This is a genomic window from Pannonibacter phragmitetus (genome assembly GCF_050510895.1).
In the GTDB taxonomy this organism is placed as follows: Bacteria; Pseudomonadota; Alphaproteobacteria; order Rhizobiales; family Stappiaceae; genus Pannonibacter; species Pannonibacter phragmitetus_B.
The window spans coordinates 3319422-3344800 of record NZ_JBNINT010000001.1 but is presented as its reverse complement, the minus strand read 5'-3'; the positions used below and the strand labels follow the sequence as shown (position 1 = coordinate 3344800).

Below are 25379 nucleotides of genomic sequence, written 5' to 3'. Positions count from 1 at the left end.
TTGTCTTTGAGGGCCATCCATGTCTGACATGCTCGACCGCCGCCGCCATCCCGTGCGCCCGGATCTTGCCGCCCGCACCTATGAGGGCCGGGTGAGCCCGCGCCGCTTTGCCGATGGGGAACGCTTCCGGATCGCGGCGGATGTTGTGGCCCTGCGCAAGGAGCCGCGCCCTGATTGCGGACTGGATACGCAGGCGCTCCATGGGGAAACGGTGATGGTCTACGAGACCACGGCGGAGGGCTGGGCCTGGGGCCAGCTGGACAGCGACGGCTATGTCGGCTGGCTTCCATCCGACGCTCTGGCGCCGGTGGAAGAGGTCACCCATGTGGTGCGGGCGCTGCGCACCTTCCGTTATCCGGGTGCGGACCTGCGGCTCCCGGCACTCGGGCATCTTTCTCTCGGTGCGAAGGTGCGTGTCGTGGGGCAGGTGGAAACACGCGGTCTGGTCTATGCAGTTCTTTCCGACGGTTCGGCTGTGGTCTCCGGCCATCTGGTACCGGTGGGCAGCGCTGAGCCGGATTGGGTGACGATTGCCGAAAGCCTTTTGGGCACGCCCTATTTGTGGGGGTAAGTCTTCGCTGGGGCTCGACTGTTCGGCCCTGATCCAGCTCTGCGCGTCTTTTGCCGGTCACACCCTGCCGCGTGACAGTGACATGCAGGAAGCCGAAGCCGGTGAGCGTCTGGATTTCGCGGAAGGTGGTCCGCTGCCGCAGGATCTGCGCCGGGGGACCTGCTTTTCTGGCGCGGCCATGTTGGTGTGCTCAGCAGCCCCACTCTCCTGACCCATGCCAACGGTTACACCATGACCGTTTCGCAAGAACCCCTCGACGCCGCCCTTGCCCGCATTGGCGCCAAGGAATATGGCGCGCTGACCTCCATCCGAAGGCTTTGAGGGGAGTGAGATTGCAGGGGCGCACTGCCTTCCTGCTCACTCAGGCGGTTGCCCTTATTCCTCCCCCGCCATCAGCCGCACACGCTCTCCTGAAGAAGACACTGCCTCGCCACGCACTTCTCCAAGATCCAGTTCCTCAATCCGGCGGCCGCGCTTTGAGATCTTGTCGGTGGAGATCAGGATCTGGTCGATGTCCTTGCTGGCCTGCGCAAAATGCGCTTGCAGTTTGCCGGTGCGGTCGTTGAGGCGGGCGATATCGGCGGTGAGATGCGCGACTTCGGCCTGAATGAGATGGGCCTGCTCACGCATGCGTGCATCGCGCAGCACAGCCTGAATGACCTGGATGGACAGCATCAGCAGCGACGGGGAGACGATGACGACGCGGGCCCGGTGGGCTTTCTGCACCAGATCCTCGAAATTCTCGTTGAGCTCGGCAAAGACGCTTTCCGAGGGCACGAAGAGGAAAGCCGTATCCTGCGTCTCGCCGGGGATGAGGTAGCGCTCCCGGATGTCCTGAATGTGCTTGGTAAAATCACGCCGGAACTGCGTCTGCGCCTGTTTCAGTTCCTCCTCCGACTGGGCCTTGCGCAGGAGGTTGAAGGCCTCCAGCGGAAACTTGGCATCAATGGCCAGCGGGGGCGCGCCGTTGGGCATGTGCACCAGACAGTCGGGCCGTGAGCCGCTGCTGAGTGTGGCCTGAAAGCTGAAGCCGGACGGCGGCAACTGGTCCTGAATGATGGCTTCCATCCGCCCTTGCCCGAAGGCGCCGCGCGTCTGCTTGTTGGCAAGGATCGCCTGCAACTGGCCAACCTGACCGGAGAGATCCGTGATGGTTTTCTGTGCCCGGTCGATCACCGCCAGCCGTTCGTGCAGCTGGCGCAGGCCATCGTGGGTTTGCCGGGTGGTATCGGCCATGGAGAGGCCAAGCTTGTGGCCCATGCCATCCAGCCGCTCGTTGACGGCGCGCATCATGTCGCCCTGACGGCTGGAGAACACCTCGGCCATGGTCTGCATGCGGCCGGTGATTTCCCCTGCGAGCGCAGCATCCGGGCCAGATGCTCCTCCAGTTCCTCGATCCTGTCTGCCGCAATGGCTTCACTGGTGGCCCGCGCCTTGATCTGGCGCAGGGCGCTGACCACCAGAAGGGTGATAAAAGCCAGCAAAAGGAGCGCGGCGAGAACGCTGGCTTCCAGCAGGCTGACGGGTCGGGTGCCGAAGGTGAAAACTGTGTCTTGCATGAAACAAACATAGAACGATTCGCCCTTGGGCGCAGACTCTGCCTTGCGCGGGCCCGGCGCAGGACACAGAAGACCGAAAGCTGGTGCTCCGGCATGCGAAAGCTTGCGGAAACGCGTTGACCGGCTAACCGCCTTTGCCTATCTGGATCACATGACGAAACGCACCATCATCACCCTTCCCGATCCCGTGCTGCGGCAGGTCTGCGCGCCTGTTGCCGCCGTTGGCGATGACATCCGCCAGCTGGCCGACGACATGCTGGACACCATGTATGACGCACCGGGCATCGGTCTTGCCGCAAGTCAGATCGGGGTGCTGCAGCGCATCTTCGTGCTGGATGTGGCCAAGGAAGACCAGCCGAAGGCGCCCATGGTCTTCATCAACCCGGAAATCGTCTGGTCCTCTCCGGAGCTGTCCGTGTATCAGGAAGGCTGCCTGTCGATCCCCGAGTACTACGATGACGTGGAACGTCCGGCTTCCGTGCGCGTGACCTTTCAGAACCGGGAAGGCGCGCAGCAGGAAATTCTTGCGGACGGGCTTCTGGCCACCTGCATCCAGCACGAGCTGGATCACCTCAACGGCAAGCTCTTCATTGACTACCTGTCGAAGCTGAAGCGCGACCGGGTGGTGAAGAAGTTCCAGAAACAGGCCCGCACCACGGGCAAGCCCTGACATGGCAGACGGCCCATTGCGGGCCGTTCGCATTTTCCGGGCCATGACGGCCCCGCACAGATTTTCGGAACCAGCGGCATGACACTTCGCATCGTCTTCATGGGTACGCCTGATTTCTCCGTGCCTGCCCTCATGGAAATCGTGGGGCAGGGGCATGATGTGGTGGCCTGCTACAGCCAGCCGCCGCGCCCCGCAGGCCGTGGCATGGAGCTGAAGAAATCGCCCGTGCATGAGGCGGCAGAAGCGCTGGGCATTCCGGTGTTCACCCCGCTGAGCCTCAAGGGCGCAGAGGAACAGGCCGTCTTTGCCGGGCATGACGCGGATGTGGCCGTAGTCGTTGCCTATGGCTTGCTGCTGCCGAAGGCCATTCTGGATGCCCCGCGTGAGGGCTGCCTCAACATCCACGCCTCGATCCTGCCGCGCTGGCGCGGGGCTGCCCCGATCAACCGGGCGATCATGGCGGGTGACACGGAAACCGCCGTGCAGGTGATGCGCATGGAAGAGGGGCTGGACACCGGCCCCGTCTGCATGTCCGAAACCGTGGCAATCACCCCGGACATGACCGCGGGCGATCTGCATGACCGGTTGTCGGCGCTGGGCGGGGACCTGATCGTGCGGGCGCTCGCTGCCCTGTCGCGCAATGCGCTGGCGCAGGTGCCGCAGACGGAAGAGGGCGTGACCTACGCAAAGAAGCTCAGCAAGACTGAGACGCGGATCGACTGGACGCGGCCCGCCAGTGAGGTCCACAATCACATTCGCGGCCTCTCGCCCTTCCCTGGCGCCTGGTGCGAGCCGGTGATTTCCGGCACGGCCGAGCGGGTGAAGGTGCTGCGCTCTGCGCTGGCCGAAGGGCAGGGTGCGCCGGGCGAAGTGCTGTCCGTCGACGGCGCTCCGGTAATTGCATGCGGAGACGGCGCGGTGCGCCTTGTCAACGTGCAGCGTGCAGGCAAGAAGCCGATGGGCGGCGAAGAGTTCCAGCGCGGTGCCAAGCTTGCCGCTGGCGAGCAGGTCGGCTGAGCGGCGTTAGTTGAGATTGAGGGAGCATCCGGTGATGACTGCAGCGCAGAACAGCCCCGTCTTCACGGTCCGTCCCGTCACTGAAGGTGACGAGAAGGAGGTGGCTGGTATCATCACCGCCGCCTTCAACCAGCAATCTGAAGTCCGGCTGGTTCATAACCTGCGCCACTGCGGCGCGCTGCTGGTGGAACTGGTGGCGCAAGGCGAAGATGGACGGCTTCTGGGCCATGTCGCCTTCAGCCGGGTGACCGGGGCTGGCGCTGGCCACCGGCTGCAAATCTCCTGCCTTGCGCCCGTTTCCGTATTGCCCGAGGTGCAGAAGCTTGGGGTCGGCTCGGCGCTGATCAAAGCCGGGCTTGAGGAACTTCGGTCGCAGGGCGAGGATCTCGTTCTGGTGCTGGGCCCGCCTGCCTATTATCCGCGTTTCGGCTTTGATGCCGGGCTGGCAAAGCAGGTGCAGGCGCCCTACGCAGGTGCAGCTTTCATGGCGCTGGCGCTGACGGATGCCGGGCGCACGCAGCTGCCGGTGGAAGTGAGCTTCGCAACGCCCTTCCAGGAATTCGAATAGATCAGGGAATTCGAGTAGGCCGATGCCCCGCTATAAGCTGACCATCGAATATGACGGCCGTCCCTTCTGCGGCTGGCAGCGGCAGGCCAATGGCCCCTCCGTGCAGGCGGTGCTGGAGCGCGCCGTCAAGGCCTTCAGCGGCGAAGAGGTTGCCATTGGCGGCGCCGGGCGCACCGATACGGGCGTACATGCCACCGGGCAGGTGGCGCATGTGGATCTGGAGAAGGACTGGCCGGCCGAAACCGTGATGGGGGCGATGAACTTCCATTGCCAGCCGGACCCGGTCGCCATTCTCGCCTGCGAGAAGATGCATGAAGGCTTCGACGCCCGCTTTTCCGCCATCCGCCGCGCCTACCGCTACCGGATCCTCAACCGCCTGCCGCCGCTGACCTTCGAGAAGGGGCTGGCCTGGCACGTGAAGCAGCCGCTGGATGTGGAGGCCATGCACGAGGCCAGCCAGGTCTTCATCGGCCACCACGACTTCACGACCTTCCGCCACACCCGATGCCAGGCGAAGAGTCCGGAAAAGACGCTGGAGACCTTCAGCGTCCGCCGGGAAGGGGATTTCGTGATTGCGGAATGCTCCTCCCGCTCCTTCTTGCACAATCAGGTGCGCTCCATGGTGGGCACCCTGCGGCTGGTGGGGGAGGGGCGCTGGACGGCAGATACCGTGCGCGAGGCTCTTGCAGCCCGTGACCGCAAGGCCTGTGGTCCCGTCGCGCCGCCGGACGGGCTCTACCTCACCCGCGTTGACTACCGCCCCGCCGCCACCGACATCGCTTCCCACGCCGAGTGGCACGCCCGCTCAGCGGCGGTGGAGGATGACGGGGATGACGGTGAGGTGTGAGGGAATGCCTCAGACCCCGCACCGCTGAAAGAAATCCCGCTTGTCCCTCACTCCGCCTCCGGTTCCACCGCGATCCTGTAGATGTGCCAGGTCGTGTGGCCTAGGATGGGGAGGGTGAAGACGAGGCCCATGAAGGACGGCACCATCGAGACGATCAGGGTCAGCGTCACCGCAATGCCCCAGCCGATCATTGGCAGGGGCGAGGTGGCGACGGTGCGCACGCTGGTGATCATGGCGGTGATGAAGTCCCGGTCCCGGTCGAGCAGCAGCGGGAAAGAGATGACCGTCAGCGAGAACAGCAGCAGCGACAGGATAGCCCCGACGATATGACCGGTGAGCAGGAACATCAGGCCTTCTGGTGTCGAGATCACCGTGTCGATGAATTCGGGGAAGCTGGTGAATGACTGGAAGCCGAGGAACAGTGCCAGCAGCAGCCGCACCTGATACATCCACATGATCAGCACGAACAGGACGGCAAAGGCCATCCAGCCGATTTCACGGCTGCGCTGTGCCCAGATGACGCCGAGCACGCCGCCCCATGTGAGCGGGGCATCCTGCTCCAGCCTCCGGCTTACCTCGTAAAGGCCGCAGGCGATGAAGGGGCCAACGAGGGCAAAACCCGCCGCCAGCGGATAGCTGAGATAGCTCATGTGCAGGGCAGAGGCCGTCAGCAGCACGAGGATGCCGCCAAGCGCATAGATGCCGCCGAAGAACAGGCCGAACTGCGGAGCCCGCCTGAAGTCACGCAGACCCTTGCCAAGAGCGGTAATGATGTCCGCTGTCCTGATCTTGCGGACCTTTGGGTCCGGCCGGTGTGCCGGAGCTGCTTGAGGCGAGGCGCCGCCTGTTTTGTCGATACTGGTCTCTTCCATCGCCGGTTTCTCCTCCCTGCGTTGCAGACCTTCGTGTCAACAGTGGCGTGAAAACATCACGCCGCCAATCGTATTTTCCGGTAGGGGCTACCGAAATTTTCCATTCTGCACCTACATATTGGGTGTGGTGCTGCTTTTGCTTGATCCCCATGACGGACCGCAGTACCTGCCACGTCAGGATCTGACCTCATCCGCTGGAGCAACAATGGTTTCCGGACTTCCCCTGCCCAGCTGAGCCCCGGCATCCGCTGGCTACTGCTCAGCCCGATTGGCCGCGTCTCGCGCAAGGTCTATTGGTACGGGCTTGCCTTCAACTGGGTGATCATCGCGATAGCTGCGAACATGTGGGTGAAGTCGCTGCCGGGTGATGTGGACCTCGCCTCGCTCACCTTTGGCGACTTCATGGGCTCCAACCCGCTGTTTCCCGTGCTGTTCGTCGTGGTCACCTGGTTCGAGATGGCGCTGCTGATCAAGCGGCTGCAGGATGTAGGGCTGCCCGGCTTCTTTGCGCTGGTGGCCTTTGTGCCGGTGATCAATTTCTTCGCGGTACTGACGCTTGGCTTCCTTCCCAGTGCTGAAGGGCCCAACCGCTATGGCCCGCAGCCCGACAGTTATTACCGCCGCCGCTGAAACGGCACGCATTGACCCATGCCCCCAAGCGGGGCTAGGACTTTAGCCATGACCCAAGCTCTGTCTCCTGCCGTTGCCATCGCCCGCGATCTCATCCGTTGCCCTTCTGTCACGCCCGCCGAAGGCGGTGCGCTGGCGTTTCTGGAGCAGCTTCTGGGGGATGCAGGCTTCACCGTCTCCCGTGTCACCTTCTCCGACGCGGATACGCCGGACGTGGAAAATCTCTTTGCCACCATCGGCAGTGGCGCGCCGCATTTCGTCTTTGCCGGCCATACCGATGTGGTGCCGGCAGGTGCGGAAAGCGACTGGCAGCATGATCCCTTCGGCGGCGATATCCGCGATGGTGTGCTTTACGGGCGCGGCGCCGTGGACATGAAGGGCGGCATCGCCTCCTTCGCAGCTGCTGCACTGGGCTTTATCGCAGAGCGCGGCAAGGCCTTCGGCGGCACCATCTCCTTCCTCATCACCGGCGACGAGGAAGGCCCGGCGGTCAATGGCACGTCGAAGCTCCTTGCCTGGGCGAAGGAGCAGGGCCACGTGTTTGATGCCTGCATCGTCGGTGAGCCGACCAATCCGGCAGCGCTTGGAGATGCCATCAAGATCGGCCGCCGTGGTTATCTTTCTGGCATCGTCACGGTGGAGGGCACGCAAGGCCACGCCGCCTATCCGCAGCTCGCCGACAACCCAATCCCCGGCCTTCTGGCGCTGATGAGCGCGCTGGATGCGCTGGTGCTGGACGGGGGCAACGAGCGGTTCGAGCCCTCGAACCTCGAGATCGTCAACCTGCATGTGGGCAATCCGGCCTTCAACGTCATCCCGGCCCGCGCCGAGGGGCGCTTCAACATCCGCTTCAACGACGAATGGACGCTGGATGCACTGAAGGCCAGGCTGCATGAGACGCTGGCTACGGCTGCCCGGCCCGGTCTGCGCTACAGTCTCGACTTCCGCCGCGATGCGGGCGAATCCTTCCTCACCCGTGATGATGCACTGATCACGGCACTGGCCGATGCGGTGGAAGCTGTCACGGGCCGCCGTCCGGAACTGTCCACCAATGGCGGCACTTCGGATGCCCGCTTTATCAAGAGCTACTGCCCGGTGGTGGAATTCGGTCTTGTCGGCCAGACCATGCACAAGGTGGACGAGTGCACGCCGGTCGCCGATCTCGACCAGCTCGCCGCCGTCTACCGCCGCTTCCTCGACAGCTATTTCGCGGGCTGAAGCGGCGGCATTCTTCCCCGCGTTAATCGGCAATTATCAGTAGCCTGTCATAGTCCCTGTCATTGGGTCCCGGCATCAGCCGGGACTGCAGAGCCTTTGCTGTGCCCAGATCCGGGAGTTGTCCCTTGCTCGATGTATCGCCGGTTTCCACCCAGAATTCGTTTCGCAAGAAACGCGTTCAATCTCTCGCCCGCATCATTGACGACTATATCGCTGCGAAAGGCCATTGCCAGATCATTGACCTGGGGGGCACGCGCGGCTTCTGGGGCGTGTGGAAGAGCGAGCTCGATTTCGCCAATCTGTCGGTTGATTGCGTCAACCTGTTTCCGGACAGCGATCCCAACACCACTGACATGCCCAATGTGCGCATGACGCAGGGCAATGCCTGTGACCTTGCCGGCGTGGCGGACGGGGCTTACGACCTCGCCTTCTCCAACTCGGTCATCGAGCATGTCGGCTCCTGGAGCAACAAGAAGGCATTTGCGCGGGAGGCGGGGCGTGTGGCGCGCAGCTACGCCATCCAGACGCCGAGCTTTTCCTTCCCGGTCGAACCGCATGCCCGCAGCCTGTTTCTGCACTGGCTGCCGGACCCGGTGCGCTACCGCATCCATCTGGCGCGGACAACCGGCTTCTATCCGAAGGCTGCGAATATCGACGAGGCCATGGCCTCGCTGGAAGACGCCCGCATGCTGGACCTGCGCCAGATGCGCTATCTCTTCCCCGATGCAGTGATGGAAAAGGAAAAGTTCTTCGGTCTCACCAAATCCTTCACTGCCGTGCGGCACCTGCCGCTGCGCTGAGCTTCGTCAGAAATAAAAATCCCCCGCCGGAGCATCCTCCGGCGGGGGATTTTCTTTGCGTGATGTCAGCCCTGGCGCAGGGTCTTGACGAACTCAACCACTTCCCGCTGCAACGTGCCGGACTGATCGTTCAGGTCGGACGAGAGCGTCATAAGCTGGGTGGAGGCGGCGCCGGTCATTTCGGCGGCAGTGCCGACACCCGCGATGTTCTGCGTCACGTCATCGGCACCCGTGGCGGCGCGCTGGGTGTTGGCTGCAATCTCGCCCGTGGCTGCGCCCTGCTCCTCGACGGCGGCGGAAATCGCCTGCGCCACTTCCTGAATGTTGCCGATGGTGCGGACGATGCGCGAGATGGACTCCACCGTGGTGTTGGTCGAGGACTGGATTTCACCGATCTTCTGGCTGATTTCCTCGGTGGCCTTGGCGGTCTGGCTGGCCAGTCCCTTCACTTCGGAAGCAACAACCGCAAAGCCCTTGCCGGCTTCGCCTGCGCGGGCAGCTTCAATCGTGGCGTTGAGGGCCAAAAGATTGGTCTGCTCGGCGATGCTGGTGATCAGCTCGACGACCTCGCCGATCTGCTGGGCAGCAGCCGAGAGGTTCTGCACATTGCGACTGCTGGCCTCCGCTTCCAGGGCTGCATCATTGGCAATCTGGGCAGAGCGGGCAACCTGGGAGGAAATCTCCCGGATCGAGGCGGACAGCTCTTCTGCGCCGGAAGCAACGGTCTGAACATTGAGGAAGCTTCCTCAGCCGCACCTGCAACAACCTGAGCCTGGCGGGAGGTCTCTTCCGCCGTGGCCGAGAGATTGCGCGCAGCTTCTGCGACCTCGTTCGACGACCTGACGAAGGACGTGGCCAACTGGCCCATGGTCGCCTCAAAGCGATTGGCGATCGAGTGCCGTTCGCTTGTAAGCTTCTCCGCGTTCAGGCGCTCGGTTTCCTGCTGCTCGGCGCGCAGGCGCTCGGTTTCAAGCAGATTGTCACGGAAGGTTTCCAGCGCGCCCGCCATGCTGCCAAGCTCGTTCTTCTTGTCCGTGTAAGGGATTGCCGTTGCCAGCGCGCCGGACGCAATCTGACGCATTGCTTCCGTGATCTGGTTGATGGGGCCCGTTACCTGGAAGACCACGAAGTACAGGCAGACCAGACCGATGAGACCGGCGATGACGGCACTGATGATGGTGGTGTTCATCACGCTGGCATAGACGGCCTGGCTCTCCTCTCCTGCTTTCTGCGAACCGGCAACATTCATTTCGGTCAGCTTCTCAAGCACGTCTGAGGCGGCGTTGTAGGCCGTACGCAGCTCTCCTTGAAAAAGCTCAACAGCCTGCACTTTGTCCCCGGTTCGGGAAATGGAAACCAGTGTATCATTCAGCCTGGCATACTGTTGCCATGCACTCTGGAAATCCATGAACATCTTGCGCTCTGTTTCGGATGCAATCAGGGGCTCGTAACTGCGCTTGATTGCCTCTATTTTCTGCAACTCTTCTTGCAGACGGCGTTCTGCGCGGCTCATCTCTTCAGGACTTTGGGCGATGACGTGATTTGCGCCGCTGATACGATAGTCGGCGGTTGCAGTGTTCATCTCGCCCAGATACCGAACGCTTGGCAGCCAATTGTCCTTTATCTCGATGAGGTTCCCATTCAATTGATTGGTACCGCGAAGCGCGATAACCGCTAGCGCGCCGGTGAGGGCGAGCATAAGAATTGTAAGCGTGATTAATAAATTCCGGATCGAGAGTTTCATCTGCCAGGCTCCAATACATTTCTTTTCATGTACATCTCCGATTCTATGTTAATGTATTATGAATCATGAAATATAATTCATCCGAATTAATTACGATAACCTAGAGTTGCTATGTATTAATATGGTGAATTTTAGAAGATAAACTTCGATCATATGTGAGTTCTGAGATCAAATATCGATATTTGCCTATATGGTATCGTTTTCATTCTTTCTGGTATGATTTTTGAGAAAGTATATTGACAGCTTTCGATGCATTTTCGGGATGTGCCCTATTTTTGGGCGAGTGCGGCTTTCGTACGCTACGGCAGATTTGCAGAGGCCCCGTTGAACGACTTGGTGTGCAAGCTCATCCGGTGCCGGGAACTCTTTTAGGCTTCAAGGAAATGGAAAGCGCGCGGGGCTGAATGTGGCGGCATAACAAATGATGCAGCCCTTGCGTGTGGTTTGATTGTTTCGAGCAGTCCGGATGCCGGAACTCTGGCCGCCCCACGCAAAGAAAAAGCCCAGGATGAAGTATCCTGGGCTCGGTGACCGCTTGCTATGCAGAGCCTTGGAGCTGTTGCTCCAAGGCATCTGATTTCAATCGCGCAGCAGCTCGTTGATGGCGGTCTTGGCGCGGGTCTGGGCGTCGACGCGCTTGACGATCACGGCGCAATAGAGGCTCGGGCCGGGGGTGCCATCCGGCAGCGGCTTGCCGGGCATCGAGCCGGGCACCACGACGGAATAGGCCGGAACCTCGCCGATGAAGACTTCGCCGGTGGCGCGGTCGATGATCTTGGTGGAGGCGCCGATGAAGACGCCCATGGACAGCACCGCGCCCTCACGCACGATCACGCCTTCCACCACTTCCGAGCGGGCGCCGATGAAGCAGTTGTCCTCGATGATCACGGGGCCTGCCTGCAGCGGCTCCAGCACGCCGCCGATGCCGACGCCGCCGGACAGGTGCACATGCTTGCCGATCTGGGCGCAGGAGCCGACGGTGGCCCAGGTGTCCACCATCGTGCCTTCACCCACATGGGCGCCGAGGTTGACGAAGGAGGGCATCAGCACCACGCCCTTGCCGATAAAGGCCGAGCGGCGGACGATGGCGCCCGGAACGGCGCGGAAGCCGGCTTCCTCGAAGTCCACACCGCGCCAGCCGTCAAACTTGGACGGCACCTTGTCCCACCAGGTCGCATCGCCGGGGCCGCCCTTGATGACGTCCATCGGGTTGAGGCGGAAGGAGAGCAGCACGGCCTTCTTGGCCCACTGGTTCACGATCCAGTCACCGCCGTCCTGCTTTTCTGCAACGCGCAGCTGGCCACGGTCCATCAGGTTCAGGGCAGTGTCCACGGCCTGACGCACGTCACCCGTCGTGTGCGTGTCGATATTGGCGCGGTCTTCGAAGGCGGCGTCAATGGTGGCGGCAAGTTTCACGAGATCGGTCGACATGGAAATGATCGGCTCCGCAAAGGGGTCGGTTAGGGTTCGCCGGATAAAAGGCGGGTGCGGGGCTTGAGTCAATGGTTCATGCGGCTTGAGAAGCGCTCAACTGCGCAAAGGCCGCAAACAGGCGACATTGAGGACGGTTTCTCCCGCATCTTCTCAAGCCCGCAGGCCGCCTCTCATGGAACTCTGGATTCCCATCACTCTCTTTGCCGCCTTCTGCCAGAACCTGCGCTCGGCGCTGCAGAAGCACCTGAAGGGCCGCCTTGGCACCAGCGGGGCGACTCTGGTGCGATTCGCCTATGGCTTTCCCTTTGCCCTTGCCTATGTGCTGGTGCTGCATCTGGCCTTCGGCATGGCCTTTCCGGACATGAACGGCCGCTTCCTTCTGGCGGCGGCTCTCGGCGGTCTCGCCCAGATCATCGCGACCTTTCTGCTCGTCCACCTCTTTTCCTTCCGCAATTTTGCGGTCGGCACGGCTTATTCCAAAACCGAGCCGGTGCAGGCGGCGATCTTTGGCGTGGTCATCCTTGGCGAGCATGTGACGGGCTTGACGGCGGCTGCCATCGGCATTGGCGTTGTGGGGGTGATCCTCATTTCGATGGCACGTGTGCCGCTTACAGGCCGGGCCATCGTGGCCTCACTCGCCGGGCGTCCGGCGCTTATTGGTCTGGCTTCTGCGGCCTTCTTCGGCGGTTCGGCTGCGCTCTACCGCATGGCTTCTCTGTCACTGGAAGGGCCCGGCTATCTGATGCAGGCCGCCTACAGCCTTGCGGTGGTTACCCTGATGCAGACGGTTGCCATGGGGCTCTACATGGCCTGGCGTGAGCCGGATCAGCTGGCTGCGTCTGTTCGCCACTGGCGGCAGGCGGTGTGGGTAGGGCTTGCCGGCGTCGCTGGATCTGCCGGCTGGTTCACGGCCATGACGCTTCAGCAGGTTGCTCATGTGCGGGCGCTGGCTCAGGTGGAACTGGTCTTCACCCTCATTGCGTCCTGGTTCTTCTTCAAGGAACGCATCAATGGCCGCGAGATCAGCGGCTGCGTGCTGATTGTTGCCGCCATTCTGGTTCTGCTGGCCGGAACGTGATCCTCACCCGGCATCCGCCGCAGAGGTGCCGATCAGCCAGTCCCGGAAGCCTGAGATTGGGCGGGAGAGGGGCGGTTGGGTGAACGGACGAACCAGTAGCCACTGTCGAGTTGCAGCACCGGCCAGTCCGGCATGACGAGATGCCCGGCGGCCAGCTCCAGCATGACAAAGCGCCGGTCGATGACGATGGCCCCCATGCCCGCAATGGCGGCCTGAATGGCAAGGTCGCGGCTTTCCAGCACCATGCCGGAACCTGCGTCCGGAAGCTTCAAGCCAGCATGGGCCAGCCAGCGTGACCAGTCATCGCGCCGTGAGGCGCTGTGCAGCAGCTTGATGCCGGGAAGTGCGGTCTCTGGCCCCGTTGCCTCGCGCATCAGGCGCGGCGCCATGGCGACGGCCAGATGTTCGCGCCACAGCAATGTTGCGTCGATGCCCGGCCAGTCACCCCGGCCAAGCCGGATGGCGCAGTCATAGTTCTCCCGGTCAAGATCGACAACGCGGGTTGAAGCCGAAAGCAGCAGCTCAACATCGGGCTGCGCCGTCTGGAAGTCAGGCAGGCGCGGGATCAGCCAGCGGGTTGCGAAGGTGGAGACGGTGCTGATGCGCAGCTCCGTCCGGCCCCGGCGGCGGAAGCCATCCACGGCGGACTCAATGCGCTCGAAGGCATCGCCCAGTCCGGCCGCCAGCCGCTTTCCTTCTTCTGTCAGAGACAGGCCGCGCCCGTCGCGCAGCACCAGCGTGGCACCCAGCTCGCTTTCCAGCTTGCGCAGCAGATGCGACAGGGCGGATGGCGAAATGCCGAGGTCATCTGCCGCCTGCGCGGCGCGGCCATTGCGGGCAAGAAGAGCAAAGGCATGCAGGGCGCGCAGGGAGACCATGGGTTCACACGAAGGGGTTGGCAGGCCGGGGAGGCTTGCGGGATTATTGAGTTTACATCAATAAACCGGCGAAGCTCATCCGGTCCAGTGCCTCACGCCTCAATCGCCCCCAGAACCCCTTCGAGAAAGCCTGCAAGATTGCCGGTCACGAAGTCGATGTGCGGAGCATCGTGGCCTTCCATCTCCCACTCCTCGCGGAAGACTTCGCGGGTTTCCTTCGGCACGATCAGCGCCGTGCGCATGCCCAGCTTGTGCGGCACCAGCAGATTGCGCGGCAGATCCTCGAACATGGCCGCCCTCGCGGGCGAAACACCAGTCTTTGAAATGAAGGTCTGGTAGGTCTCAAGGTTCGGCTTCGGCAGCAGGCCTGCGGCAACAATGTCGAAGATATCCTCGAAATGATCGCTGATGCCAAGGGCTGCCGCAGTCCGTTCCGCATGGGGGCGGTCGCCATTGGTGAAGATGAACTTGCGGCCCGGCAGCCGGCTGATTGCCGCACCGAGTGCAGGGTCCGGCTTTACCGGCGAATAGTCGATGTCATGCACATAGGCCAGAAAGTCGTCCGGATCGATCTTGTGCTGCATCATCAGCCCGCGCAGCGTGGTACCATAGTCGCGGTAGAATTCTTTCTGCTTCACCCGCGCGGCATCTCTGCCAATGTCCAGCAGCTTCGCGATGTAATCGGAGATGCGGATGTCGATCTGCGAGAACAGATCAATTTCCGCCGGATACAACGTGTTATCCAGGTCAAAGACCCAGGCCTCCACGCCGGTGAAGGCCCGCAGATCATTGCGATGGGCGCCCTGGCCTTCGCCAGGTGAGGGATTTGTGTCTGTCACTTGCTGATCAAGGTCCCGGCGCCACGGTCGGTAAAGAGTTCCAGCAGAACGGCATGCTGCACCTTGCCATCCAGGATGACCACGCCTTCGACGCCACGGTCCAGCGCCTCGATGCAGGTTTCTACCTTGGGGATCATGCCGCCGGAAATGGTGCCATCGGCAATCAGCTCACGCGCATGGGCGACGGTGAGGTTCTTGATCAGCTTGCCTTGCTTGTCGAGCACGCCGGGCACATCGGTCAGGAACAGCAGGCGCGAGGCATGCAGCGCACCGGCAATGGCGCCGGCAAAGGTGTCAGCGTTGATATTGTAGGTCTCGCCATCCGCACCGGGCGCCACCGGGGCTACCACGGGGATCAGGTCCTCCTTCAGCATCATTTCCAGCATCACTGGATTGACGTGCGCAGGCTCGCCGACGAAACCGAGATCAAGGATCTTCTCGATGTTGGAATCCGGATCCACTTCGGTGCGGGTCAGCTTGGTGGCCGTCACCAGATTGCCGTCCTTGCCGCACAGGCCGACCGCACGGCCACCCTCGGCGTTGATCAGCTGGACGATTTCCTTGTTGATGGAACCGGCCAGAACCATCTCGACAATCTCGACCGTTGCCTTGTCGGTGACACGCAGGCCGCCACGAAACTCGCTGGCGATGTTCAGCCGCTTCAGCATGTTGCCAATCTGCGGGCCGCCGCCATGGACGACAACCGGATGCACGCCGGACTGGCGCAGCAAGGTAATGTCAGCGGCAAAGGCCTTTCCCAGATCTGCATCGCCCATGGCGTGGCCGCCGTACTTCACCACGATACGCCGCTTGTCGTAGCGCTGCATGTAGGGCAGTGCCTGGGCGATGATGTGGGCGTTGTTGCTGAAGTCCGGTGTGCTCATGGGTGGGAACACTCGCTGCTGCGGTGGCGGGAAAGGACGCGGACCCTTGATCGGAAACAAGGGCATGCAGCGTCTATAACCGGTTTGGGTGGGTATCTCAACGGATGGGATAACGATAGAGGCGGGTTGTGTCAGCCCGCCTTCCGGCGTCCTGGGGTCAGGAATACGCCTCCGCGGCCAGCTTCCGGGCAAATGCTTCTACTGTCATGGGGAGCATTTGCTTCTCGCGCGCGCAGATAAAGCTCGTGCAGCCAAGGGCGGCCAGCCGGGCATCAGGGCCGCCCTGAATGTATCCTTCACCGGTAATGGCGATACCAAGTGTGCGGGCCATTTGCGCAAGTGCATCGTGCAGCTGCGCATCGCCGGGGTGGCAGTTGTGCCCTGCCGGCAGGCTGACCATTTGAATACCGGCAGCGAGCAAACGGGCAGGTGCTGTTGTTCCCGAGCCGTAGCCGCTGATTGAAAGGGTGACATCCATTTCCCTCAGCGACCTGAGTGTGTTCAGCGTCTCCTCTCCGGCAAGGGCAAACACGTCTTCACTGAGGTCAATCTGGAGCGTCGAAGCAGGCATTCCAAGCAGATCAAGGACGGATGCGACTTTCCGGGGCAGTGCCGAGTCACCCAATTGGGCTCTCCCCAGCCCTGCCTTGATCGTGAGAGTGCTGAACAAGCTGCCGCAACAGCCTTGCAGCTCACGCAGCGCACTGACGAAATACCGTGCCGAAATTTCCGCAGCCCTGTCATCACGGGCGATGCTGTCTTCAAGCCGCTCGACCACAGTGGCAGATCCGTCTGGCTTTTCCCAGACGATGCAGGTCTGGCATCCTGTGATCCTGCCATCTTCGGCTGAGCGTAGAGGCCATACGCCAACGCGCGCGCGTCCCTGGTCTGCGGCCTCTATCAGCTGCTGCGCTTCAGCAGCGAGCCTGTCCGCCTTGTGCTGCATACCGGATTGGAACAGCCGGGCAATGCCCCTTCCTGCCTCCTTGGCGGCGTACAGGGCAAGATCGGCATTATCCATGATCTTGCTGGTGCTGCCACCGTCAGCGGGGATCAGGCTCACCCCCATGCTGGCACGGCAGACAAGCTCACGGCCCTTCACATGCATTGGCTGGGCAAGAGCCGAAAGAAGCCTGTCCGCGAAGTCCATTGCATCGCCGGGGCTGTAGCGCCCCTTGAGGACCATGACAAACTCATCCCCGCCAAGGCGGGCGAGGAAACCGCCATCGGGGAGCGCCGTGGACATACGCTCTGCGGTGATGGTGAGGATGCTGTCTCCGGCCGCGTGGCCCATGGTGTCATTTATGAACTTGAACCGGTCCAGATCGGCCATGATCAGCATACCGGGACTGCCTTCCTCAAGCAGCTCCGTCATCCTTGCGGAAAGACCGGCGAAGTTCAGCAGGCCGGTCAGCTTGTCATGAACTGCCAGGAATTCGATCTCGCGGCGGCTCTCTTCCTCAGTGGTGACATTGCGGCTTATGCCCCGATAGCCCCGGATGACACCTCCGGGGCCGGCAAAGGCTTGGCGCTGACGCTGAGATGCACGGTGCTGCCGTTGCAGGGCACTGAATAGCGCTGCTCGCGGAAGGCGTTGACACCGTTCTGTTCGATGAGCATGGCGAGGCCGGGCGTCGGCGTTACGCCCGCTGTGATTAGCCCCTGAGCTTGTAGTGACGATACATAAGCGCGGGCCTGCGAGGACAGAAAGGTCATGTTGCCGTTCATGTCCAGTTCCCAGACCCAGTCGGTCGCAATTTCAAGATAGTCGTTGAACCGGTCCAGTCCGGTTTTTGCTTCAATCAGGCGTCCGGCAAGGCGCAGGACCTGTTCGAGGCGGCGGCAAGCCACTGCCGGAAGGATGTTCAGCTGGCCATCTTGCGTCCAGAGCGTGAGAAGCCCGGCAGTTTTCCCGTTGGTATCGCGCAAAGGAAAGGCGGCGGCAAGTTCATCAGGGATGTCAGAAGCTGAGCCACTGCCAGCCTCACGAAACCAAGGGGAAGCGGCCGATGCCAGCCTTTTGCTCAAGGCAGCGTTCAGGCCGGCAAAGGGTGGCCGCACTCCTGTGTCTGCCTGAGCGGCAGCAGACTGGACACCATGCAGATGCACTGCGCAACCGTGAGCGCCGGAGAGTTCCAGAGCGAGCGCTGCAATATCCTGCATGCAGTCTGAACCGGACGCAGGAAAACCCTTTGGTGAGCCGCCATCATCGCCAGGGGACTGGCCACGAGCATCATCGATGGCTTCGCACGTCACCCGTGAGGCGGAGTGGCTCGGCATCTGGTTCAAAGATCTATACACCCGGCTTGATATTAGTTTGACAGTGAATTGCCGCCGTTAAACAAGCGTATATGCCGTCGCGTAAAGACCGGTCTACCGAATGAAAACCACCTAAATTTATCGTGCTTTAAAGATTCCGCGCCCTGCTGCTATGCAGAGGCGAGAGAATGGATCTCGGCACGCAGCAGATCGATCCCCAGCCCCTTCTCTGAAGAAGTGGGAATGAGCACCGGGTGTGCCGCCGGCCGCTTGCGCAGGATCTCCGCCGTCGCAGCTATCAGCGTGGCGAGCTGGCCGGACTTGATCTTGTCGGACTTGGTCAGCACCACCTGATAGACCACGGCTGCCTTGTCGAGCAGCTGCATGGTTTCAAGATCGTTGTCCTTGATGCCGTGGCGGCTGTCGATCAGAAGGAAGACGCGGCGCAGGTTTGGCCGCCCGCGCAGATAGGAGAAGACCAGCCGCGTCCAGGCGTCGACCAGTTCCTTTGGCGCCTGCGCGTAGCCATAGCCGGGCATATCGACCACGGTTACATCCGCCCCGTCTGCGCCGAAAAAGTTCAGCATCTGGGTGCGGCCAGGTGTGTTGGACGTTCGGGCAAGGCCCTTGCGGCCCGTCAGTGCGTTGATGAGGCTGGACTTGCCCACGTTTGAGCGCCCTGCAAAGGCAATCTCGGTGCCGCGGGAGGCCGGAAGCTGGCGCATGTCGGCAACGCTGGTCTGGAAGGTCCAGGGGCGGTTGAACATCAGCCGGCCGGCTTCAAGCTGTTCGTCGGTATATTCGGGCAAGTCGGTCATGATGTGCTTTTAGCTGGCTCTGGCCCTGCCGTCGAGCGGCTCCGGCAGGCGGATTTTGCAAACAGAAGGGCCTGCCGAGTGGCAGGCCCTTCGAACTCTTGTGCTGAAGAGGACTGGATCAGCTCTTCTTTTCCGCTTCAGGCGCAGCCTTCTTGCGCTTGAACGTGTCCTTGACGTTACCCCAAAGCTCCATCTTCACGCCCTGACGGCGCATGATGATGTACTGCTGGGTGATCGACAGGCTGTTGTTCCAGGCCCAGTAGATCACCAGACCGGCCGGGAAAGACGCCAGCATGAAGGTGAAGAGCACGGGCATCCAGGTGAAGACGATCTGCTGGGCCGGATCGGTCGGCGCCGGGTTCATCTTCATCTGGAGGAACATGGTGATACCCATGATGATCGGCCAGATGCCCAGCATCAACATGTGCGGAGGCGTCCAGTCGATCAGGCCGAACAGGTTGAAGATCGTCGTGGGATCCGGCGCAGACAGGTCCTGGATCCAGCCAAAGAAGGGCGCGTGGCGCATTTCGATGGTGACGAACAGAACCTTGTAGAGCGAGAAGAACACCGGGATCTGCACCACGACCGGAAGACAGCCCGCCAGCGGATTGATCTTTTCGGTCTTGTACAGCTCCATCAGGGCCTGCTGCTGCTTGGCCTTGTCGTCCTTGTACTTCTCACGGATGTCCATCATCTGCGGCTGCACGAGCTTCATCTTGCTCATGGACACATAGGACTTGTTGGCCAGCGGGAAGAAGATGGCCTTGACCAGAACTGTCACCAGCAGGATGGCGATACCGAAGTTGCCAACCAGATGGAACAGCCAGTCGATGACGTAGAACATCGGCTTAGTCAAGAAATAGAACCAGCCCCAGTCAACCAGTAGGTCGAAGCGGTCAATGCCGATGCTCTCTTCGTAGGAGGCCAGAAGCTTGGTCTCCTTGGCACCGGCGAAGAGGTAGGTGCTGGCTTCCTGCGTGGCGCCTGCAGCGACGGTCAGTGCATCGCCAAGGTAGTCAGCCTGGAAGTTGTCGGTTGCCTTGTTGTAGCTGAAGCTCGGCTGGAAGCTCGTGCCTGGAGCCGGAGCAACCGTTGCCGCCCAGTACTTGTCGGTAATGCCGATCCAGCCGCGATTGGACTTCGCGGGGACCTTCTTGCCCTCTTCTGCAAGGTCCTTATACTTGACCTCCAGCAGACCTTCGTCGCCGGCAACGCCGATCAGGCCTTCATGCAGAATGTAGAAGCCTGCCGTGTGCGGCGTGCCATTGCGGACAATCAGGCTGTAGGGATAGAGCGTCAGCCCATTGCCTGTGTTGTTGGTCACCGACTGGGTGACCTTGAACATGTAGTTCTCGTCGATGGAGAAGGTGCGGTTGAACACCACGCCCTGGCCATTGTCCCAGGTCAGGGTAACCGGCGTGCCGGGTGTCAGCTTGTCTTCACCTGCAACGGTCCACACCGTGTCTGCGCCGGGCAGGGTAATCTGTGCGCCAGGCTCGGACACCCAGCCGTTGTCGGCATAATAGGCGCCCTGCGTGCCACGGGGTGAGAACAGGGTGATAAGCGGGCTGTCTTTCTCGACGGTCTCCCGGTAGTCCTTCAGGCGCAGGTCATCGACGCGTGCACCGGTAAGGCTGATGGAGCCGGTCAGGCGAGGTGTCTCGATGGTGACGCGCGGCGAGGCGGCAATGGCCTGCTCACGGCTGAGAGGGCCAGTGGCGGCGCCGGCGGTGCCCGGAACGCCGGCAGCGGTGCTGTCCGGAGTGGCTCCCGGTGTTACGCCCGGTGCGGGGTTGGCACCCTGCTGCGCCTCGGCCTGCTGCTGGGCGGCTTGCTGCTGCTGCTGCTCCAGCTGCGGGCGGGCCACGAAGTACTGCCACCCAAGAAGGACCACCAGCGACAGCGCGATGGCGATGAAAGTGTTGCGGTTGTCAGCCATGAGCTGCGGTTACCCCTGTCTCTGTCCTGACCCCTGTGCGGGTTCCTTGCCTTGTGCCTTCCCGCCAGCCTTTGGCTTGCGGTTGTCGCGGCGGCCCTGCCATGATCCGTTGCCCTTGCGCTCCAGAGCAGGCTTGAGCCCTGAGTTAAGCTCTCTGACCAGATCTGCAAAGGGCTGATTCAATGCGGCGCGGCGTCCGATGATCACAAAATCCGCACCGGATGGCACGGTCTCGTCCTCAAGTTGCGCAACAGCCGCGCGCAGCCTTCTCTTGATCCGGTTCCGCTCGACCGCGTTGCCGGTCTTCTTGGTCACCGTATAGCCGACGCGGGCGGGGCCTTCATCGGTTCGTTTCAGGCCCTGTAACGCAAAAGCGCGCCGGTCTGTCCGTCCACCTTTGGCGACGGCCAGAAACTCGGAGCGCTTTTTAAGAGTTTTCATGTGCTGCGGCGTTCTGAAATCCAGAGCCTCGAAAGGGTGGGTCCGAAGCGCCGCTGCAGGGCGCTATCAGGCGCTCAGGCTCTTACGGCCCTTTGCCCGGCGGCGGGACAGGACCAAACGGCCATTCTTGGTCGCCATGCGTGCGCGGAAGCCATGACGGCGCTTGCGGACGAGGCGGCTGGGTTGATACGTACGCTTCATTTTTCTATTCCGCGCCGTCGCGCGGCCCTTTTATTTGAAACTTGAGGCTGGATGCATCCTGCCGCCACAAGGCAAGCCTGCTCCATGAGACAGGCCGGATGCCGGTCCGAGTCGAGCGCGCTTATACGAGGGCTCTGGCGGTGAGTCAACGCAGAACCGCCTTTTCCCGCGCCATTGCATGGCTTTGCCCTGCCTTCGGGCCGCTGGAGGCAGGATTTACACAGCTGGCTCAGGTTCTGCCATCCGGCTGGCTGCCCGCATCTGCCGTTGCGTTGGGGAATCGCCTGCGTGCGGCGGCTTGACGGCGGGGTAGCTGACATGGCGCCCGTGCCACGTTATAAAGCAGAAGCAGGTGCTTGGGGCGGATGAGGGGCGCTGGAGCAGAGTGATGAAGCACGAACAGCCGCCCATGGCGTCCGGAGGGGCCGTTCCATCCCCCGGTGAAGGGCTGCCCGCCGTCCCGCCCGCCTCTGTTCCCGCAGGCGCCACGGCCCGGCGCCGCTCTGCAGGACTGTCTGCCAAGCTGCTGCTGCTGACGGTGCTTTTCGTCATGCTGTCGGAAGTCTTCGTCTATGTGCCGTCAGTCGCCAATTTCCGCAACACCTGGCTGAAGGACAAGCTCAACACCGCCGGTGTGGCCGCTGCCGTCCTGTCCGAAACCAACACCATCGCCCCCGCCTTCAGGAAGAACTGATGCGGGTGACGGGCGCCGTCGCCATCTCCCTCACCCACAAGGGCCGCCGCAGCCTGATTGCCATGAGCGGCCTGCCGGAGGAGATCCGCTATGTCATCGACATGGAGAAGGAGACGCCCTTGAGCGCCATCCGCGACAGTGTCGAGGTGCTCTTCTCCGATGGCTCCGGCCTGATGCGCGTCAGCCAGCCGCTGCCGATGGGCTCCAGCGCCGGTGATGACGTGCAGAAGGTGGACATCGTCCTCCCGGTCTCAATGCTGCGCAAGGACATGCTGGCCTTCTCGGGCCGCATCCTCGGGCTGACGCTGATCATCTCGGTGATCACGGCCAGCCTCGTCTACCTGGCGCTGCGCTGGATGTTCGTGCGCCCGCTTCAGCGGTTGTCGGCGTCCATGGCCCGTTTTGCCGAAGACCCTGAGGATACGGCGCGCATCATTGTACCGGGCGGACGTGACGACGAGATCGGCGATGCGGAAAAGCGGCTGGCGGACATGCAGCAGGGCCTTTCCCGCGCCCTGCACCAGAAGCAGAGGCTGGCTGACCTCGGCCTTGCCGTTTCCAAGATCAATCACGACCTGCGCAACCTTCTGGCCTCGGCACAGCTCTTCATGGAGCGTATCGAGCATGTGCCCGATCCAACCGTGAAGCGGCTGGTGCCGAAGATTCTGGCGACGCTGGATCGTGCGGTCGGCTACACCCAGGCCGTGATGGCCTATGGCAAGGCACGGGAAGAGCCGCCGCGCCGCCGCCTGATCCGCCTCGAGCGGGTGGTGAGCGACGTGGCCGAGCTGCTGGCGCTTGCCGAGCACCCGGACATTGAATTCGAGAGCCGCGTGGCCGAAGGCTTCGAGCTGGAGGCAGACCCGGAGCAGCTGTTCCGGGTGCTGGTGAATCTGTGCCGCAATGCTGTTCAGGCCATGGAGGCAGGGGCAGATGCCGCACATGTCTGCCGGCTGACCATTGAAGCGGCGCTGGTTGAAGGCGAATGCCTCATCCGTGTCAGGGATACGGGGCCCGGCATTCCCCCTGCCGTGCGTGCGGGCCTATTCCGGGCCTTCCAGAGCGGAACAAAGAACGGCGGCACCGGCCTGGGTCTTGCCATCGCCCTTGAAATCGTGCGCGCCCATGGCGGACGCCTCGTGCTGGAAGAAACAGGCCCTGGCACCACCTTCTGCATTCAGCTGCCCCAGCGCGCCGCGCCGGAGGCGTGACAGGCTTGCGGCAAGCCTGACCCATCGAGACGCGCCGGCCTCTCTGCGTCTGGTTATGCGTAGGCAAGTGGTTGGTGGAGCGAGGCGTCAGTCTTCACGGCGGGGTGGATGCTGTTCCGGCCCCATGAGCAAATCAGATTGATGGCTTTTGCGAAGGCATGTTCGCCAGGGCCCTTTGCCGGATATGTTATCCACCGCCATGCACAGCGGCGTGCCTGTTATTTTTCCGCAAGAGACTGCGGTTTTCCGGTGCGCGATAAAAAACTCGAAAACGCCCCTTGCATTCCGGCCGGGAGGCCGGTAGATACCCCTCGTTCGCAGCCGCCGCGGCAACGCGGTGAACGAACAGCTGTCCGGTTCCTTCAACGGTTTATCCTGAAGGCCAGCAACCGGACACTGCCTCACACAGGCAATGCGCGCCCGTAGCTCAGCTGGATAGAGCACCAGACTACAGAATCTGGGGGTCAGAGGTTCAGAATCCTTTCGGGCGCGCCATTTCTTCTCAGAGCGTTTTCCGGCCATTCTGTATCATATCAACATGATGCGAAGTCGTTTGCGTCGTCTCTCGGCTTGAAGATGTCGACGAGTTTGCCGATGAGGTTGCACAGGCCTGACACGGTACGTTCTCCGGCCTTTCGGAGCATCGCTTTCAGGCGCGGGAATGCTTTTTCGACGGGGCTGAAATCCGGACTGTAGGGCGGAAAGAACCGGAGCGTGGCGCCCGCCGCCTAGATCTTCAACAGCTCGGTGCGCAGTTCATCCATGGTGATGTCCCGGTTGGCTTCCCAAAGCTCAAGAATGCCGGTCGCTTTCGCCTCGACTGATGCGAGCGCATGTCGCCGCCTTGGGCCTTGGGTTCAAAGTGGCCAACATCGCACTGCTGCGCGTGCCGCCGGATCGCCGTAGAAGGCGCAACGTCAAATCGGGCCGCAGCCGCCCGGCAGCTCATCCCCTCATCAATCGCCGCGATCAAGCGAACACGCAGATCCATCGAAGGAGGCTGTCCCATCCGATTCAAGAGGCTCGAAAGCCTATTCAGACGCGCTGTCATGGCTGCGCCCTACATAGAAGAGGGATGGAGAGCAAAAGGGCATTCGACTGCCTGATCTGCGTCCGCGAGGGCCTCAACAGTGATTGAATGCCGCCAGTCGGCGCAGAATTCATGGATATAATTGAAGGCAGTGATACTGCGGTCCACAGTTCATGGTGCCGCAGAATTGCTTCCGCAGGCGCTTGGTGCTCGGGTTGGCGAGCTGAAATAGGCTTCGGTAAAGGCTGTAAAAGCCTGAATGACTGGCCGCCGAAGCGTCGCGCCGCGATGGGCAATGGCAATCCGATGCGGTGGCGGATGGCCGGCCAGAGGCACACGGACTACTGGACTGCCATCGTAACAGGTGTCGCCAGGCAGGTCAGTTGCCAACAGGCCGATACCGAACCCGTTGGCCACCATTGATCGCAGCATTTCAATCGAGCCGGTTTCGTGGGCGACCCGTACCGGGACGCTGGCATTCTGCAACAGCGACAGGAAATAGCTGCGGCTGTGCGGCAGGTTCACCAGGATGACCGGCTCCTGTGCCAGCTCTTCGCCGTGCAGGCTGCTCCGTCCGGCGAGCCTGTGTCCCTGCGGCAGCAGGGCATAGGGCTCGGCCGCGGCCAGGGGCCTGATGACGAAGTCGGACGGAATACCGAAATCGTAGAGCAGCGCCAAGTCAATCCGGCCCTCGCTGAGCCAGTCGAACAGCGTTTGCAGGTCGCCTTCAAGGATACGGACTTCGGTGTTGGGGTGGGCGTTCAGAAAGTTTCGCACCAACTGCGGAGCGTGGCGCGGCCCCAGGGTGGAAAACACCCCGAGATGCAAGAATTCCGGCGTTCCTTCACCGCCGCTCAGGACCCAGCGCGCCTGCTTCTCCAATTCGCGCAACTGGGCGAGCTTGTATTGCCCGAATGGGGTCAGTTCCATCCCGCGTCCGGGGATACGGATGAAAAGCTTCTGCCCGAACACTTCCTCGCAGCGGGAAATGGCCAGCGAAACTGCGGGCTGCGAGGTATTCAGCGCGCGGCTTGCCGCAGCGGTGCTTCCGGTGTCCGCGACTGCCAGCAGGACTTCGACTTGACGGAAGTTCAATGGTATATTCAAACGAGAATATCCTTTATATCGCGCTCTTATTTCCGAGTATACCCAACCGGACGCTATCCTCCAGTAAACA

General features: G+C 61.9%; 26 protein-coding genes, 1 tRNA gene and 2 pseudogenes. 13 read left to right on the top strand and 16 right to left on the bottom strand.

The features are described 5' to 3' along the window. Nucleotides 1-19: 19 nt before the first annotated feature. Together ACQB61_RS15965 and ACQB61_RS15960 are read left to right on the top strand one after the other, a co-directional pair. Nucleotides 20-571 (top strand): SH3 domain-containing protein, encoded by a 552-nt coding sequence (locus ACQB61_RS15965; RefSeq protein WP_430513417.1) that lies wholly within the window; start codon nucleotides 20-22, stop codon nucleotides 569-571. A 186-nt stretch (nucleotides 572-757) separates the two neighbouring features. Further along, nucleotides 758-892 (top strand): hypothetical protein, encoded by a 135-nt coding sequence (locus ACQB61_RS15960; RefSeq protein ID WP_430513416.1) that lies wholly within the window; start codon nucleotides 758-760, stop codon nucleotides 890-892. 54 nt (nucleotides 893-946) lie between these two features. On the opposite strand, the pseudogene ACQB61_RS15955 reads toward ACQB61_RS15960, so the two are convergent. After that, nucleotides 947-2130, bottom strand: a pseudogene (locus ACQB61_RS15955) (DNA recombination protein RmuC). A 151-nt stretch (nucleotides 2131-2281) separates the two neighbouring features. On the opposite strand from ACQB61_RS15955, the gene def reads away from it, so the two are divergent. The 4 genes from def to truA all read left to right on the top strand — a co-directional run bounded on the left by def (nucleotide 2282) and on the right by truA (nucleotide 5232). Next, nucleotides 2282-2800 carry a peptide deformylase gene (gene def / locus ACQB61_RS15950; protein WP_430514393.1) on the top strand — a complete coding sequence of 173 codons (519 nt, stop codon included), beginning with the start codon at nucleotides 2282-2284 and terminating at the stop codon, nucleotides 2798-2800. Nucleotides 2801-2878: 78 nt separating this feature from the next. Continuing rightward, entirely contained in the window at nucleotides 2879-3817 is a 939-nt protein-coding gene (fmt, locus tag ACQB61_RS15945; protein ID WP_430513415.1) for a methionyl-tRNA formyltransferase, read from the top strand. A gap of 34 nt (nucleotides 3818-3851) precedes the next feature. Further along, a complete protein-coding gene (locus tag ACQB61_RS15940; RefSeq protein ID WP_430513414.1) occupies nucleotides 3852-4385 on the top strand; it encodes a GNAT family N-acetyltransferase in 534 nt (177 codons plus the stop codon). A 22-nt stretch (nucleotides 4386-4407) separates the two neighbouring features. Then, nucleotides 4408-5232 (top strand): tRNA pseudouridine(38-40) synthase TruA, encoded by an 825-nt coding sequence (gene truA, locus ACQB61_RS15935; RefSeq protein WP_123193519.1) that lies wholly within the window; start codon nucleotides 4408-4410, stop codon nucleotides 5230-5232. 47 nt (nucleotides 5233-5279) lie between these two features. On the opposite strand, the gene ACQB61_RS15930 is transcribed toward truA, so the two are convergent. Next, on the bottom strand, nucleotides 5280-6104 hold the full coding sequence (locus ACQB61_RS15930; protein WP_430513413.1) for a DUF2189 domain-containing protein: 825 nt from the start codon (nucleotides 6102-6104) through the stop codon (nucleotides 5280-5282). 318 nt (nucleotides 6105-6422) lie between these two features. On the opposite strand from ACQB61_RS15930, the gene ACQB61_RS15925 reads away from it, so the two are divergent. From ACQB61_RS15925 to ACQB61_RS15915, 3 genes are all read left to right on the top strand, one after another. Continuing rightward, nucleotides 6423-6734, top strand: coding sequence for a DUF805 domain-containing protein (locus ACQB61_RS15925; RefSeq protein ID WP_430513412.1), 312 nt, complete (start codon nucleotides 6423-6425; stop codon nucleotides 6732-6734). 48 nt (nucleotides 6735-6782) lie between these two features. After that, a complete protein-coding gene (gene dapE, locus ACQB61_RS15920; protein ID WP_430513411.1) occupies nucleotides 6783-7952 on the top strand; it encodes a succinyl-diaminopimelate desuccinylase in 1170 nt (389 codons plus the stop codon). A gap of 125 nt (nucleotides 7953-8077) precedes the next feature. Next, entirely contained in the window at nucleotides 8078-8752 is a 675-nt protein-coding gene (locus ACQB61_RS15915) for a class I SAM-dependent methyltransferase (protein ID WP_430513410.1), read from the top strand. Between the two features lie 65 nt (nucleotides 8753-8817). On the opposite strand, the gene ACQB61_RS15910 is transcribed toward ACQB61_RS15915, so the two are convergent. From ACQB61_RS15910 to dapD, 3 genes are all read right to left on the bottom strand, one after another. Continuing rightward, entirely contained in the window at nucleotides 8818-9357 is a 540-nt protein-coding gene (locus ACQB61_RS15910; RefSeq protein WP_430513409.1) for a methyl-accepting chemotaxis protein, read from the bottom strand. Further along, nucleotides 9306-10496, bottom strand: a complete 1191-nt coding sequence (locus tag ACQB61_RS15905; protein ID WP_430513408.1) for an MCP four helix bundle domain-containing protein — start codon at nucleotides 10494-10496, stop codon at nucleotides 9306-9308. Before ACQB61_RS15905 ends, ACQB61_RS15910 begins: the two co-directional genes overlap by 52 nt. Nucleotides 10497-11075: 579 nt before the next feature. Then, nucleotides 11076-11927, bottom strand: a complete 852-nt coding sequence (gene dapD / locus ACQB61_RS15900; protein ID WP_430513407.1) for a 2,3,4,5-tetrahydropyridine-2,6-dicarboxylate N-succinyltransferase — start codon at nucleotides 11925-11927, stop codon at nucleotides 11076-11078. Nucleotides 11928-12102: 175 nt separating this feature from the next. On the opposite strand from dapD, the gene ACQB61_RS15895 reads away from it, so the two are divergent. Beyond that, nucleotides 12103-13008, top strand: a complete 906-nt coding sequence (locus tag ACQB61_RS15895; protein WP_430513406.1) for an EamA family transporter — start codon at nucleotides 12103-12105, stop codon at nucleotides 13006-13008. A gap of 32 nt (nucleotides 13009-13040) precedes the next feature. On the opposite strand, the gene ACQB61_RS15890 is transcribed toward ACQB61_RS15895, so the two are convergent. The 9 genes from ACQB61_RS15890 to rpmH all read right to left on the bottom strand — a co-directional run bounded on the left by ACQB61_RS15890 (nucleotide 13041) and on the right by rpmH (nucleotide 21267). Further along, nucleotides 13041-13886 carry a LysR substrate-binding domain-containing protein gene (locus tag ACQB61_RS15890; RefSeq protein WP_430513405.1) on the bottom strand — a complete coding sequence of 282 codons (846 nt, stop codon included), beginning with the start codon at nucleotides 13884-13886 and terminating at the stop codon, nucleotides 13041-13043. A 92-nt stretch (nucleotides 13887-13978) separates the two neighbouring features. Next, nucleotides 13979-14725, bottom strand: a complete 747-nt coding sequence (locus tag ACQB61_RS15885; protein ID WP_430513404.1) for a pyrimidine 5'-nucleotidase — start codon at nucleotides 14723-14725, stop codon at nucleotides 13979-13981. After that, nucleotides 14722-15609: an acetylglutamate kinase gene (argB, locus tag ACQB61_RS15880; protein WP_430513403.1), complete on the bottom strand. Its 888-nt coding sequence runs from the start codon at nucleotides 15607-15609 to the stop codon at nucleotides 14722-14724. The genes ACQB61_RS15885 and argB overlap by 4 nt, the downstream gene beginning before the upstream one ends. A 157-nt stretch (nucleotides 15610-15766) precedes the next feature. After that, nucleotides 15767-17041 carry a diguanylate cyclase domain-containing protein gene (locus ACQB61_RS15875; protein ID WP_430514392.1) on the bottom strand — a complete coding sequence of 425 codons (1275 nt, stop codon included), beginning with the start codon at nucleotides 17039-17041 and terminating at the stop codon, nucleotides 15767-15769. A 47-nt stretch (nucleotides 17042-17088) separates the two neighbouring features. After that, nucleotides 17089-17772, bottom strand: coding sequence for a hypothetical protein (locus ACQB61_RS15870; RefSeq protein ID WP_430513402.1), 684 nt, complete (start codon nucleotides 17770-17772; stop codon nucleotides 17089-17091). Between the two features lie 266 nt (nucleotides 17773-18038). Beyond that, on the bottom strand, nucleotides 18039-18686 hold the full coding sequence (gene yihA, locus ACQB61_RS15865; RefSeq protein WP_430513401.1) for a ribosome biogenesis GTP-binding protein YihA/YsxC: 648 nt from the start codon (nucleotides 18684-18686) through the stop codon (nucleotides 18039-18041). Between the two features lie 118 nt (nucleotides 18687-18804). Further along, the gene (gene yidC / locus ACQB61_RS15860) at nucleotides 18805-20625 is read right to left on the bottom strand and encodes a membrane protein insertase YidC (protein WP_430513400.1); all 1821 of its coding nucleotides are present in this window, start codon (nucleotides 20623-20625) and stop codon (nucleotides 18805-18807) included. Nucleotides 20626-20634: 9 nt separating this feature from the next. Then, nucleotides 20635-21066 carry a ribonuclease P protein component gene (gene rnpA / locus ACQB61_RS15855; RefSeq protein ID WP_430513399.1) on the bottom strand — a complete coding sequence of 144 codons (432 nt, stop codon included), beginning with the start codon at nucleotides 21064-21066 and terminating at the stop codon, nucleotides 20635-20637. A gap of 66 nt (nucleotides 21067-21132) precedes the next feature. Further along, nucleotides 21133-21267, bottom strand: coding sequence for a 50S ribosomal protein L34 (gene rpmH, locus ACQB61_RS15850; RefSeq protein WP_026355454.1), 135 nt, complete (start codon nucleotides 21265-21267; stop codon nucleotides 21133-21135). A gap of 388 nt (nucleotides 21268-21655) precedes the next feature. On the opposite strand from rpmH, the gene ACQB61_RS15845 reads away from it, so the two are divergent. The 3 genes from ACQB61_RS15845 (at nucleotide 21656) to ACQB61_RS15835 (ending at nucleotide 23667) form a co-directional block, all read left to right on the top strand. Continuing rightward, nucleotides 21656-21961 carry a hypothetical protein gene (locus ACQB61_RS15845; RefSeq protein ID WP_430513398.1) on the top strand — a complete coding sequence of 102 codons (306 nt, stop codon included), beginning with the start codon at nucleotides 21656-21658 and terminating at the stop codon, nucleotides 21959-21961. Then, the gene (locus ACQB61_RS15840; RefSeq protein WP_430513397.1) at nucleotides 21961-23172 is read left to right on the top strand and encodes a sensor histidine kinase; all 1212 of its coding nucleotides are present in this window, start codon (nucleotides 21961-21963) and stop codon (nucleotides 23170-23172) included. Before ACQB61_RS15845 ends, ACQB61_RS15840 begins: the two co-directional genes overlap by 1 nt. 416 nt (nucleotides 23173-23588) lie before the next feature. Further along, a tRNA-Cys gene (locus ACQB61_RS15835) sits at nucleotides 23589-23667 on the top strand. A gap of 38 nt (nucleotides 23668-23705) precedes the next feature. Here ACQB61_RS15835 and ACQB61_RS15830 read toward each other — a convergent pair. Next, nucleotides 23706-23900 (bottom strand): annotated as a pseudogene (locus tag ACQB61_RS15830) (IS630 family transposase); the annotation flags it as partial. A 473-nt stretch (nucleotides 23901-24373) separates the two neighbouring features. After that, nucleotides 24374-25297 (bottom strand): LysR family transcriptional regulator, encoded by a 924-nt coding sequence (locus ACQB61_RS15825; protein ID WP_430513396.1) that lies wholly within the window; start codon nucleotides 25295-25297, stop codon nucleotides 24374-24376. Nucleotides 25298-25379: the final 82 nt, after the last annotated feature.

Coding starts and splice junctions, on each gene's coding strand:
- ACQB61_RS15845 (WP_430513398.1), top strand. CDS start 21,656: ATGAAGCACGAACAGCCGCCCATGGCGTCCGGAGGGGCCGTTCCATCC.
- ACQB61_RS15965 (WP_430513417.1), top strand. CDS start 20: ATGTCTGACATGCTCGACCGCCGCCGCCATCCCGTGCGCCCGGATCTT.
- ACQB61_RS15930 (WP_430513413.1), bottom strand. CDS start 6,104: ATGGAAGAGACCAGTATCGACAAAACAGGCGGCGCCTCGCCTCAAGCA.
- rnpA (WP_430513399.1), bottom strand. CDS start 21,066: ATGAAAACTCTTAAAAAGCGCTCCGAGTTTCTGGCCGTCGCCAAAGGT.
- ACQB61_RS15905 (WP_430513408.1), bottom strand. CDS start 10,496: ATGAAACTCTCGATCCGGAATTTATTAATCACGCTTACAATTCTTATG.
- dapD (WP_430513407.1), bottom strand. CDS start 11,927: ATGTCGACCGATCTCGTGAAACTTGCCGCCACCATTGACGCCGCCTTC.
- ACQB61_RS15940 (WP_430513414.1), top strand. CDS start 3,852: ATGACTGCAGCGCAGAACAGCCCCGTCTTCACGGTCCGTCCCGTCACT.
- ACQB61_RS15895 (WP_430513406.1), top strand. CDS start 12,103: ATGGAACTCTGGATTCCCATCACTCTCTTTGCCGCCTTCTGCCAGAAC.
- argB (WP_430513403.1), bottom strand. CDS start 15,609: ATGAGCACACCGGACTTCAGCAACAACGCCCACATCATCGCCCAGGCA.
- ACQB61_RS15890 (WP_430513405.1), bottom strand. CDS start 13,886: ATGGTCTCCCTGCGCGCCCTGCATGCCTTTGCTCTTCTTGCCCGCAAT.
- yihA (WP_430513401.1), bottom strand. CDS start 18,686: ATGACCGACTTGCCCGAATATACCGACGAACAGCTTGAAGCCGGCCGG.
- dapE (WP_430513411.1), top strand. CDS start 6,783: ATGACCCAAGCTCTGTCTCCTGCCGTTGCCATCGCCCGCGATCTCATC.
- rpmH (WP_026355454.1), bottom strand. CDS start 21,267: ATGAAGCGTACGTATCAACCCAGCCGCCTCGTCCGCAAGCGCCGTCAT.
- ACQB61_RS15870 (WP_430513402.1), bottom strand. CDS start 17,772: ATGCAGGATATTGCAGCGCTCGCTCTGGAACTCTCCGGCGCTCACGGT.
- yidC (WP_430513400.1), bottom strand. CDS start 20,625: ATGGCTGACAACCGCAACACTTTCATCGCCATCGCGCTGTCGCTGGTG.
- ACQB61_RS15840 (WP_430513397.1), top strand. CDS start 21,961: ATGCGGGTGACGGGCGCCGTCGCCATCTCCCTCACCCACAAGGGCCGC.
- fmt (WP_430513415.1), top strand. CDS start 2,879: ATGACACTTCGCATCGTCTTCATGGGTACGCCTGATTTCTCCGTGCCT.
- def (WP_430514393.1), top strand. CDS start 2,282: ATGACGAAACGCACCATCATCACCCTTCCCGATCCCGTGCTGCGGCAG.
- truA (WP_123193519.1), top strand. CDS start 4,408: ATGCCCCGCTATAAGCTGACCATCGAATATGACGGCCGTCCCTTCTGC.